Origin of the sequence: Streptomyces sp. NPDC059787, from assembly GCF_042732315.1 — a bacterium.
GTDB classification, from domain to species: Bacteria; Actinomycetota; Actinomycetes; order Streptomycetales; family Streptomycetaceae; genus Streptomyces; species Streptomyces atrovirens.
Window position 1 is genome coordinate 62554 of sequence record NZ_JBHWHX010000018.1, and the last position, 11972, is coordinate 74525.

The 11972-nt window shown below is 70.8% G+C and carries 9 protein-coding genes; 6 read left to right on the forward strand and 3 right to left on the reverse strand.

Annotated elements, in window-relative coordinates:
- The first annotated feature begins 320 nt into the window (after positions 1–320).
- From ACFV5H_RS19030 to ACFV5H_RS19045, 4 genes are all read left to right on the forward strand, one after another.
- A complete protein-coding gene (locus ACFV5H_RS19030; RefSeq protein ID WP_385196186.1) occupies positions 321–3143 on the forward strand; it encodes a lectin in 2823 nt (940 codons plus the stop codon).
- A gap of 17 nt (positions 3144–3160) precedes the next feature.
- Positions 3161–4918: a lectin gene (locus ACFV5H_RS19035; RefSeq protein WP_385196020.1), complete on the forward strand. Its 1758-nt coding sequence runs from the start codon at positions 3161–3163 to the stop codon at positions 4916–4918.
- Between the two features lie 103 nt (positions 4919–5021).
- Entirely contained in the window at positions 5022–5291 is a 270-nt protein-coding gene (locus ACFV5H_RS19040; protein ID WP_385196023.1) for a hypothetical protein, read from the forward strand.
- A 9-nt stretch (positions 5292–5300) separates the two neighbouring features.
- Positions 5301–5837, forward strand: coding sequence for a hypothetical protein (locus ACFV5H_RS19045; protein WP_385196026.1), 537 nt, complete (start codon positions 5301–5303; stop codon positions 5835–5837).
- A gap of 25 nt (positions 5838–5862) precedes the next feature.
- Here ACFV5H_RS19045 and ACFV5H_RS19050 read toward each other — a convergent pair whose 3' ends face one another.
- The 3 genes from ACFV5H_RS19050 to ACFV5H_RS19060 all read right to left on the reverse strand — a co-directional run bounded on the left by ACFV5H_RS19050 (position 5863) and on the right by ACFV5H_RS19060 (position 8525).
- Complete coding sequence (locus ACFV5H_RS19050; protein ID WP_385196189.1) at positions 5863–6633, reverse strand: GNAT family N-acetyltransferase; 771 nt, start codon at positions 6631–6633, stop codon at positions 5863–5865.
- 120 nt (positions 6634–6753) lie between these two features.
- The gene (locus tag ACFV5H_RS19055; protein WP_385196028.1) at positions 6754–7254 is read right to left on the reverse strand and encodes an N-acetyltransferase; all 501 of its coding nucleotides are present in this window, start codon (positions 7252–7254) and stop codon (positions 6754–6756) included.
- A 62-nt stretch (positions 7255–7316) separates the two neighbouring features.
- Entirely contained in the window at positions 7317–8525 is a 1209-nt protein-coding gene (locus tag ACFV5H_RS19060; RefSeq protein WP_385196030.1) for a DUF2235 domain-containing protein, read from the reverse strand.
- A 350-nt stretch (positions 8526–8875) separates the two neighbouring features.
- Between ACFV5H_RS19060 and ACFV5H_RS19065 the strand changes: the two genes are divergently transcribed.
- Both ACFV5H_RS19065 and ACFV5H_RS19070 read left to right on the forward strand, forming a co-directional pair.
- Entirely contained in the window at positions 8876–9070 is a 195-nt protein-coding gene (locus ACFV5H_RS19065) for a hypothetical protein (protein ID WP_385196032.1), read from the forward strand.
- Positions 9058–11955, forward strand: a complete 2898-nt coding sequence (locus tag ACFV5H_RS19070; protein ID WP_385196034.1) for a hypothetical protein — start codon at positions 9058–9060, stop codon at positions 11953–11955. The genes ACFV5H_RS19065 and ACFV5H_RS19070 overlap by 13 nt, the downstream gene beginning before the upstream one ends.
- Positions 11956–11972 lie beyond the last annotated feature (17 nt).

Genomic DNA, 11972 nt, shown 5'->3' on the forward strand with positions numbered 1-11972 from the left:
CCGGGACGGCGACCGGTTCGCACTGCGGTCCGGCAACCGGCACGGTGCCGGCGGCACTTGGAACGGCACCGGCACTTTGTCCCATGCGAGGAAGAAGACGCGGGACCGCGCGCGAAAGGGGTTACGCGTTCACGCGAGGCCCGCTAACTTCCTTGAAATGGACCGGTCATAACCCTGTCCGGGGTGACGGCCCGGTGTTCGACGGCGCGACGGCGCGCGCCCGTACTCCTTCACGGCAGGCCCCCGTGGCCTGCCGCCACCCCCCCATATTCCTGGAGACTTCCGTGCGCACGAAACCGCTCGGACACAGACGTGTCCGCATGCTGCTGACGGCCGTGGCGTGTGCCATGGGCCTGGCGCTGCCCATGGGCCCGGCCGTCGGGGCCCCCGCCGCCGCCCCGGCCGGACCCGGCGGCGCAGCCGCGGCGGCCGAGGACTTCCAGCAGGTCACCCTCGCCAAGGGCGTGGCCGAAACGGGCGAGCCCATGACCCTGGCCGTGCTGCCGGACCGCTCGGTGCTGCACACCTCGCGCGACGGCACCCTGCGACGGACCGACGCGGCCGGCACCACCACCGTGGCGGGCAGACTGGACGTCTACAGCCACGACGAGGAGGGCCTGCAGGGCGTCGCGGCCGACCCCGGTTTCTCCACCAACCGCTTCGTCTACCTGTACTACGCCCCCGAGCTGAACACCCCGGCAGGCGACGCCCCCGCCGACGGAACGGCATCCGACTTCACCCCGTTCGACGGCGTCAACCGGCTGTCCCGGTTCGTCCTGCGGACCGACGGCACCCTCGACGTGGGGAGCGAGAAGAAGATCCTCGACGTGCCCGCCTCCCGCGGCCTGTGCTGTCACGTCGGCGGCGACATCGACTTCGACGCGGCGGGCAACCTGTACCTGTCGACGGGCGACGACACCAACCCCTTCGCCTCGGACGGCTACACCCCCATCGACGAGCGCGCCTCCCGCAACCCCGCCTACGACGCCCAGCGTTCCTCGGGCAACACCAATGACCTGCGCGGCAAGATCCTGCGGATCAAGGTGAACCCCGACGGCACCTACGGCATCCCGGCGGGCAACCTCTTCGCGCCCGGCACCGCCAGGACCCGGCCCGAGATCTACGCGATGGGCTTCCGCAACCCCTTCCGGATGAGCGTCGACAAGGCCACGGGCACCGTCCACGTCGGTGACTACGGCCCGGACGCGGGCACCGCCGACGCCTCCCGGGGCCCCGGCGGACAGGTCGAGTTCAACCGGATCACCAGGGCAGGCAACTTCGGCTGGCCCTACTGCACCGGCAGGAACGACGCCTACGTCGACTACGACTTCGCCGCCGGCGCCTCGGGCGCGGCCTTCGACTGCGCGGCGCCGAGGAACACTTCGCCGCACAACACCGGCCTGACCGGCCTGCCGCCCGCCCAGTCCGCCTGGATCCCCTACGACGGCGCCTCCGTCCCCGAGTTCGGCAACGGATCCGAGTCGCCCATGGGCGGACCCGTCTACCGGTACGACGCGAACTCCACCTCCGAGGTGAAGTTCCCCGCCGAGTACGACGGCGACCTCTTCGCCGGCGAGTTCGGCCGCCGCTGGATCAAGCGCATCGAGACCGGCGGCGACGGAAGCGTGCAGGCCGTCAACGCCTTCCCCTGGGCGGGCACCCAGGTGATGGACATGGCCTTCGGCCCGGACGGCGCCCTCTACGTCCTGGACTACGGCACCGGCTACTTCAACGGCGACGCCAACTCCGCCCTGTACCGCATCGAGCACGTGACCGGCGGACGCGCCCCGCTGGCCCAGGCCGAGGCGGACACCACCTCCGGCACGGCACCCCTCACCGTCGGCTTCTCCTCGGCCGGCAGCTCGGACCCGGACGGGGGCGCTCTCACCCACGCCTGGACCTTCGGCGACGGCGCCACCTCCACCGCGGCCGACCCGTCCCACACCTACACCACCAACGGCCAGTACACCGCGACGCTGAAGGTCACCGACCCCACCGGCAAGTCCGCCACGGCCTCCGTCCGGATCACCGTCGGCAACACCGCCCCGACCGTACGGCTCGACACACCCGCCGACGGACGGATCTACGACTTCGGCGCCGCCATCCCCTTCAAGGTCACGGTCACCGATCCGGAGGACGGCACGATCGACTGCGCCAAGGTGAAGGTCACCTTCATCGTCGGTCACGACAGCCACGGCCACCCGCAGACCTCGGCCACCGGCTGCACCGGCACCCTGCACACCCTGGCCGACGGCGAACACGACCCCAACGCCAACATCTTCGGCGTCATCGACGCCGAGTACACCGACAACGGCGCGAACGGACAGCCCGCGCTCACCGCGCACGACCAGCACATCACCCAGCCCGGTCACCGGCAGGCCGAGCACTACGGCGACTCCGCCGGTGTCCAGGTCGTCAACCACACACCCGCGCACGGCGGCAGGACGGTCGGTGAGATCCACAACGGCGACTGGATCTCCTTCACGCCCTACAGCCTCGACAACGCCGCCGGCTTCACCGCCCGCGTCTCCTCGGCGGGCAGCGGCGGCACCCTCGAAGTCCGCGCGGGCTCCCCGGCCGGCACCCTGCTCGGCACGGCCACCGTGCCGGTCACCGGCGGCTGGGAGACCTTCCAGGACGTCACGGCGTCCCTCACCGGCCGGCCGGCCGGCACCACCACCCTGTACCTCGTCTTCAAGGGCGGCAGCGGCGCCCTGTTCGACGTGGACGAGTTCTCCTTCACCACCTCCACCGGCGGCACCCGCACGGGTGAGGTGAGGGGGGTGAACGGCAAGTGCCTGGACGTGGACAACGCGGGTACGGCGGACGGTACGGAGGTGCAGGTCTGGACGTGCAACGCGTCGGCGGCGCAGCGGTGGACGGTGGCGGACGACGGCTCGTTGAGGGCGTTGGGCAAGTGTCTGGACGTGTCCGGTGGCGGGAGTGCGGACGGTACGCGGATCCAGTTGTGGACGTGCAACGGGACGGGGGCGCAGAAGTGGGCGGCCCAGTCGGACGGTACGGTCCGCAATCCGCAGTCGGGCAAGTGCCTGGACGCCTCGGGCGGTACGTGGAACGACGGTACGCCGGTCCACCTGTGGACCTGCCACACCGGACCCAACCAGAAGTGGACCCTGCCGTAGAAAGGAGGCGACCCACGATGCGCACCCTGCTCAAGACAGCGATCGGCCTGTGTGCCGGCGCCGTGCTCTGCCTGACACCCCAGGCCGCGACCCTGCCCGGCACCGCACCGGCGGCCCTCGACACCGCGGACCGCACGGCCACCGCGGCGGCCGACCCGGCGTACAGGATCCTCGTCTTCTCCCGGACGGCGGGCTTCCGCCACTCCTCGATCGACGAGGGCGTCACGGCCCTGCGCGACCTCGGAGCGGCGAACAACTTCACCGTCACCGCCACCGAGGACCCGGCGGCCTTCACCACCGCCAACCTGGCGCAGTACCGGACCGTGGTCTTCCTGTCGACCACGGGCGATGTACTCGGTCCTTCCCAACAGACGGCCTTCGAACAGTACTTGGGCGCGGGCGGCGGATACGTCGGCATCCATGCCGCCGCCGACACCGAGTACGACTGGCCCTTCTACGAAGGACTGGCCGGTGCCCTCTTCCAGTCCCACCCCGCCATCCAGCCGGCGACCGTCGAGGTCGAGGACCGGGCGCACGACGCCACCGCGCACCTCGCCGGCACCTGGCAGCGCACCGACGAGTGGTACAACTACCGCACCAACCCCCGTACCACCGCCCACGTCCTGGCCTCGCTGGACGAGTCCAGCTACTCCGGCGGCTCCATGGCGGGCGACCACCCGATCGCCTGGTGCAAGGACTACGCCGGTGGCCGCGCCTTCTACACCGGCGGCGGCCACACCGAGGAGTCCTACGCCGACCCGGCCTTCCGCCGGCACCTGCTCGGAGGCATCCGCTGGGCCGCCGGCACCACCCGGGCCGACTGCCGCCCGGAGACCGGCTACACACCCCTGTTCGACGGCACCGGAACGACCGGCTGGAAGCAGGCGGGACCGGGCGGCTTCACCCTGGCCGACGGCACCCTCACCTCGCACGGCGGACTGGGCCTCTTCTGGTACGACGCCGAGGAGTTCACCGGTGACTACTCCCTGAAACTGGACTGGAGGGCGAGCGGGGACGACAACTCCGGTGTCTTCGTGGGCTTCCCGGCGTCCGACGACCCCTGGTCGGCGGTGGACAACGGCTACGAGATCCAGATCGACGCCACCGACGCGGCCGACCGCACCACAGGAGCCGTGTACGGATTCCGGTCCGCCGACCTCGCCGCACGCGACGCGGCGCTGAACCCGCCGGGGGAGTGGAACACGTACGAGATCCGCGTCACCGGAGAGCGGCTGGAGGTCTTCCTCAACGGCCGGAAGATCAACGACTTCACCAACACCGACCCGGCACGCAGCCTGGCACAGGGCCGTATCGGCCTCCAGAACCACGGCGACGGGGACGACGTGGCCTTCCGCAACATCCGGATCAAACAGGCCGGAACTCCGTCCGATCCACGTACGGGTGAGGTGAGGGGGGTGAACGGCAAGTGCCTGGACGTGGACAACGCGGGTACGGCGGACGGTACGGAGGTGCAGGTCTGGACGTGCAACGCGTCGGCGGCGCAGCGGTGGACGGTGGCGGACGACGGCTCGTTGAGGGCGTTGGGCAAGTGTCTGGACGTGTCCGGTGGCGGGAGTGCGGACGGTACGCGGATCCAGTTGTGGACGTGCAACGGGACGGGGGCGCAGAAGTGGGCGGCCCAGTCGGACGGTACGGTCCGCAATCCGCAGTCGGGCAAGTGCCTGGACGCCTCGGGCGGTACGTGGAACGACGGTACGCCGGTCCACCTGTGGACCTGCCACACCGGACCCAACCAGAAGTGGACCCTGCCCTGATCCCGGCAACTTGCCCGGCCCGTCCGCCGCTTGACGCTTTCGACCGGGGGTAGCCGATAGAGCGTCAAGGACGAACAAGGCAAAGTACGCAAGGAGGCCGGCCATGGGAGCGCGCCACGACCACGACGGACAGGAACTCGGCGACCTCGAACCGGGCACGCGCCAGCGTGCTCAGTTACGCGCACGCGTCGCCGACATCGCCTCGACGGCGCTGTGCGTGGTGCTCGCCCTGTGGGCGGTGTGGAGTGTCGTCGGCGTGGTGCGCGGAACGGCGGAATGGGCGTACAGCGTGGTCGCCTGCGTGCTGCTGGCGGCCGCGCTGACCGCCCGGACGGCAAGCGTCCGGCGCGGCGACGTCCGGTCCGGACGGTAGGGGGCGGCGGTGGAACGGCTCAACACCTTCCTCGGCCGCCACATCTGGGCCCAGGTGCTGCTCGTCGTCCTTCTGGGCTGGGCGGTGATCATGCTGATGTCACCGGGGGAGCCGGCCCTCGTGGTGCTGGCACGGTCCGCCGTCACCTCGGTGGGCGCGGTGGCCGTCCTGCTGGTGCTGCGGGCCAGGGAGAAACGCGCGGCCGGCGGCTCGGGCGACCGCCTGGTCACCCTGGACCGCCGGCTGCGCCACGGGGAGGTCCCCTCCTCGCCCGCCGACCGGGAGGCCATGCTGGACCTGGTGGAGCAGCGGCTGCACCGCACCCGGCACCGGCGCCCCGCCCTGGCGGTCCTCTGCCTGATGTACGTACTGCTCGTCGCCGCGCCGCTCCTCCTGGGTCAGGTCCGCCAGGCGCTGGTCTGCGCGCTGCTCGGCGCGATCTGCCTGCCGCTGCTGACATGGCAGGGCGGCCGGCAGGTGCGGCGCCTGCGCGAGATGCGCGAGGCCCTCCGCGGGAGCACCGGCGGCCCGCTGTCCACCCGATGACGCGGGACCCCGGGCGCGGTCCCCGTCAGCTTCCCAGGGTGAAGAAGTGCAGCGGGCTGTTCGGTTCGAAGCCGATCCGCGGGTACACGGGGGCCCCGGCGGCGGTCGCGTGCAGCGTGGCGCGGGTCAGTCCGGTGGTCCGGGCGCCCTCGTGCAGGGCCTTGCGGGTCACCGCCTCCCCGTACCCCCTGCGCTCCCATCGCGGGTCCGTGGCCACCAGTACGACGAAGAGGCGGCCGTCCGCTTCCACGGCCCCGGCGCACGTCACCGGAACGCCATCCCGCATGCCCAGGTAGGCGTGCACCCCCGTCCTCCACAGCCGCGAACCCACGAGGCCGTCGCGGCCGGCCTCCAGCGGCATGCCGTAGGCGCGCGAGTTGAGGTCGGCGTAGGCCCGCAGGTGCTCGTCCGTGCCGACCCGTGTGAACGTCAGGTCCGGGTGCGCCGGTTCGGGGACCGGCAGCAGGTCGCCGGCCATACCGGTGCCCGAGAAGGCGTGCACCAGACCGGCACGCTCGGCCGCTTCCGCCAGGCGCGGGCGCGCCTCGGCGTCGAGGAGGTCCTCGAAGACCCACAGAAAGCCCGCGTGCCTCTTCGAGCGCATGATGTCCGCCGCCTGCCCCAGCCGCTTCTCCATGAGGCCCGCGCCCGCCCCGGCGTCGGTGAGCGTGACGCAGTTCCAGAAACCGAACCGGCACTCCGCCCAGCGCACCGCGATGCCCGGCAGGTCCCGCACGTCCGCGCCCGGATCCCGGTCGAGCACCATGTCCCGCCAGACCGTGGCGAGCTGCTCCATCGATTCCACCGCGTCAGCGGAGTTCCGCGTCACCTTGTCCCCTTTGCTCGACCACCGGTCGGGACATGTCTGCCCACCGGGACCGACGGAGCACGCCCGAACCGGCTGGAACGGCTCCGCTCACGGATGATCCGGCAGCCGGAGCCACTCCTCCCAGGTCAGGTCCCGGCCGATGAAGCGCGGCCGTTCGAAGGGCCAGTCCTCGGCGATCCAGCGCGGCACGAACGCGTCCAGCGCCCGTTCCAGCGCACCGCCCACCTCGTCGTCCACCACCCACCAGGAAATCTCGGCGTCCGCCCCCTGCTTCTCGGGCGGGTCGATGTAGACGCAGCCGCGCAGGGCGGTGCGGTCCGCGTTCTCGATCGTGTAGTTGAACGACTCGTGCGCCTCGATCTCCCGGGCGTGCCGCTCCAGATCGGCGAGGTTCGCCTCGTACGACATCGTGGTCGCCGGCCAGCCCCACGCGGGGCCGAAGATCGACCACAGCCGCTCCCGCGAACCCATCACCGTCGGGTAGTCCAGCGGTGCGTCCGCACCGCTGATCGGGCGCAGCCGGTGGCCTCCGCCGTCGGGTATGCCGACGTGGAGGGGATGGACGAAATCATGCGGAAGCCAGGTCATGGGCGTGAGCCAACCAGGCCGGGAAGCGCCGCGCAAAGGGATATCGCCGCGGCCGACCGGTGTCACCTGGCACGGTGGAGTCCGTCCCGCGTGTCGGCCGTCTCTCCCGGACCGGACGCGGCGGGAGGCATGGGCGGCAGGCTCGAGGCGAGGTCCGGCAGCAGGACGGGCTCCAGCCGGACCCGCTCCTGCCTGCCCAGGTACCCCTCCAGTTCCGACGGCCGGTAGCCCGTGTCACGGTCGTAGCGCTCCTTGGCGGGCACCGCCAGGAACTCGTTGCCGTCGGGCTCGCCGTGGTCGTCCACCGCCTTTCCGAGCGGCCGGTGCAGCGGCCCGGCCAGCCGGTACATGCCCGTCCGTGAGGCGTGGAGAGTGCCCGAACCATCCGGCCGTACACGGAAGTCGACGCATTTCTCGGGCTTCATCACCCGGGGTCCCTCCGTGCTGAGCGCGTCGGCGTCGAACTCCAGCCCGTGTCTGCGGGCATGGTCGACCATCCACAGCAGGGCGATGTCCGACAGCCCCGTCTCCGCGTAGCCGCCACCGACATCGCAGTGCACCCCGGCGAACCACACCTGCTTCAACTCCTGGCCCCGCGCGGCGGATTCGGGATGCTGGTGCCACAGGGCCGGCCGGAAAGCCGAGCGCTGTTCGTCGATGGCCAGCGCGTGGAAGGCCGCCTCGACCCGGTCGCTCAGCTCGGTGTCGTGGAACGCCCAGCGGCGGTTGAACCGGTTCGCCGACGGCTGCAGCCATGTGGTGTCCGGGACCGGGATGCCCAGGGCGCCGACGGTGTCCCACACCCCGACGAACCTGATGTCCGTCTCGCGCGCGTACGAGCGGCGGAACAACGTGGCGGCCGCGCCGTTCGGCTGCTCGATGCGGTCACGGTACAGAGCCCAGGCCTCCGGGATCCGGTCGGCGTGGTCCCGGCGCAGGACACCGCTGTTGTGCACCAGCCCCGCCAGACTGCGGGCGGTGAACGCGCCGCGGCTGAAACCGAAGAGGAACAACTCGTCGTCGGGCTCGTACGTCTCGACGAGGAACCGGTAGGCGTCCACGACGTTCTGGGACAGCCCCACACCGAACGCGCCGCCGCGCAGACGCTCCCACCGGTGGGTGCCGACACCGCTGTGGTAGTAGACGCGTTGTTCCTTCCCGGCGGCGGACCCGGGACGCACGGACAGGGCGACCTTGGCGACATTGGTCTTGCTCGGCTGGTCCGCGAAATTCCATGTGCCGTCGCAGCAGACGACCAGACGCTTGGCCATGACCAATCCCTCCTCGCGAGAGAGTGGAGCGGCACACAACACCACTTCCAGGGTCCCACCGTCCGACGCCCCGCGCCATGCGACAGCCGCTCGGCACGCTCGCTGGTGATGTTCCGCCCTCGGGAGCACCATGGAAGAGGAGAGGCGAGCGGCCTCGGACGGGGCCCGCCCCCCCCCAGCCTTCCCTTCCCTCGTACGAGGGGGTTCCCTCATGGCTTCCCACAGCCGTCCTCCTGTCACGCCGACACCCGGGCGGGACATGCGAGAACGTCACCAAGGGGGCCGTCCCGGCGGCGGTGGCCGTCCCAGGCGCCCCGGCGGAGGCGACCGTCCGGACCACCATGGGGGTGGTGGCCGCCCCGACCGTCCCGGTGGTGGTGGCCGCCCCGACCGTCCCGGTGGTGGTGGTCGTCCGGACCGTCCCGGTGGTGGTGGTCGTCCCGACCACCCTGGGGGCGGTGGCCGCCCCGACCGCCCCGGTGACGACGGCGCGGTGGGACCGTTCAGGGTCGTACGTCCCGCGGACATGCTCGTGGTCGACATAAGCCTGGTGAACCTCCGGTTCGACGGCCGCCGTCTGGTGCGGCGGGAGCCGGCCGCGCCGACGCTGGTCGTCGTCGGACTGCCACCGCAACACGTCCGGGAGGAGGTCCCCGGGAAACTGGACTTCACGACCACCCCACCCGGCTCCCTGGAAGCCTTCACCTCCGGTGTGTCCCAACTGGTCTTCTCGGTACCGCCCGAGGTGGAGAGCCTGGACCTGTCCTTGGCATCCCTGCTCGACTGGGAGCGGCTGGTGCCGATGACCGTGCCGCTGCTCCAGCCGGGCGTCCCCGCCCCCGAACTCCCCGGAAGCGTCCTCGAGTTCCCCACCCGGCTGTTCCTCACCTACGACGAACCCGTCACCTGGACCTGCCGACCGGAGCCCCACGACGCCGACGGCCGCACAGGGCTGTGGCACGCCCTGCTGAACAGCGAACGGAGGGGCGACGCACTGCTGCGGGCCCTGAGGAGGGCCGAGGGGCGGCCCCCCGTCCCCGCGCACGTTCCGCTGACCGAGGCGAATCTGGAGGACCTGGTCACCCTCACCAGCCGCACGGAGCTGGTCGACCTCAACAACGCGCCCATACCGCTGCCCAGCGCCCCCCTGCGCGCCGAGCAGTTCATCGCGACACCACTGGGCGCCTCCGCCCATCTGCACGGTGCCTGGGACGACGTGTCACGGGGCGCCAAGGAGCAGTTCGCCAAGCTCGAGAGGCGCAGCCCGGAACTCGTGGCGTACGACCACATCACCGGTCTCGGACGTGACCAGTTCGTCAGAGTCGTCACCCGCGGCGTCCTCACCAGCGGGCACCCGGCCCTCCTGGTGAGTGAGTTCAAGCGGCTGTTCGTCGCCCACAAGGACGACGGGATCGTGGCCTACCTGCAGCGGGAGGACCGGATCCTGCCCCGTGAACCGGAGGTGCGCTACGGGGAGAGCACCGGCTTCCCGAACCAGGGACGCGAGATGCCCTTCCGAGTGCTGCGCATCACCGACCGGGTCACCCCGCCGATCAAACCCGTGTGGCCGCCGCCGCCCCTGGACCGACCGGACGCCCAGCCGCAGGCCGCGGAGCCGTTCTGGGTCGAGCTCGAGGGCGGCGGAGACCATCGGTTCACCGTTCTGGCGACCGACCACGAGGGGCGCACGGTCAGCTTCACCACGCCGCTGGTGTTCGTGCCCGACTCACGGACCGATGCCTGGGGGGCGTTGAACAACCTCTACACGTCGGATGAGACGAAGGAGAAGAAGCGCCTCGAACGGCCGCTGGGCGGGCAGGTGATGGCCATGGCCCAGCCGCCCGCCGACGCTCCCGGCAGCACCGCTCACGCGGTGGGCAGACTGACCTTCGCGTTGGCCCAGAAGGAGGCCGGAGGCCAGCACCCGCTGGCCGGCATGCTCGTCGTGTCCTCCGCCGAGGTGCGGGTCCCCGCCCTCGAACCGTTCGCCCCCAAGGCGGGGGAGGTGTCCGTCGAGTTCAACGAGATCTACCGCAAGCGCGGCATGGCGGCGCATCCGGCGCGTGCCTACCTCGACCTGAAGAACGCGGTCGGCCTCGACTTCGCCGCGGAGAAGGCCGGTGGCCTCGCCCGGCCCAACGCCGCGGTCAAGGTGATCACCGCTCAGGCCGGTGTCGTACCGGACATGTTCAGGGCCGACTCCACCGGCCCCGTCGAAGCGGCACCCATGAAGGACATCCAGGAGGCTTTCGGAAAAGCCAAGTTGCTCGGCTTCATCGACCTGTCCGCACTCCTGGCGCCCATCACCACCGAGCACCTCGGCCGACTGAAGCAGCTCGGAGAGGCCGAGATCCAGAACCTGCTCGACGACGCGGAGGGCATGATCCCCGCCCCGGTGCTGCGCGTCCGCGACCTCGTGGACGGGGAGGGCAGGGAACTGCGCTACGTGTGGAAGACCAAGCTGCGGAAACCGCAGCCGGAGCCACCGGACAACACGTTCCTCCTGGACGTGACCGACGCGGTGCTGACCCTGGACGCGCGGACGACCGTCTCGAAGGACGGCGGGCAGAACACGTCGGTGGAGGGCCGGCTGCGCGATATCGCGCTGGTCATCGCCGACGTCGTCCGTGTGGAGATCGCCGACCTGAAATTCAGGACCGTCCCCGGCAACAAACCGGACGTGTCGGCGTCCGGCCTGGAGATGCGGTTCCTGGGGGAGCTCCGGTTCATCGACACGCTGCGCAGCGCCCTGCCCGCCGACGCCTTCGGTTCCGGCGCGTACGTGGACGTCCAGCCCTGGGGCATCCGCACGGGTTACACGCTGGCCCTTCCCACCATCGGAATCGGTGTCTTCTCACTCGCCAACGTCTCCCTGAAGACGGAACTGACCATCCCCTTCGACCCCGACAAGGCCATCTCCTTCCGCTTCGCGGTCGCCGAGCGGCAGCGTCCCTTCAACGTCGTCGTCTCCATGTTCGGCGGCGGTGGCAACGTCTCCGTGCTGGTCGACGCGGCCGGGCGCATCGAGGTCGAGGGCGCCATCGAGTTCGGTGGGGGAGCGGCACTGAACCTGGGCGTGGCGAGCGGCGGAGTGACGGTCATGGCCGGTGTCCGCTTCGAAGTCCGGGACAAGCTCGTGAAGGTGGGCGGCTACCTGCGCTGCAACGGCTTCCTGAGCGTGCTGGGCATCGTCACCGTCTCCGTCGAGTTCTATCTGGAGCTCACGTACGAGAAGCACGACAACGAGTCCGTGATCCGGGGGAGGGGCACCCTCACGGTGAGTGTGAAGATCGCCTTCTTCAGCAAGTCCGTATCCCTCGAGCTCGAGCGGAGTTTCTCGGGTGCGCCGGGCGACCCCTCCTTCGTCGACTGCTTCGACAAGGAGACGCACTGGGAGGACTACTGCCTGAGCTTCGACGGCGCCCCGTAGACCCGGCGGGAAGTGAT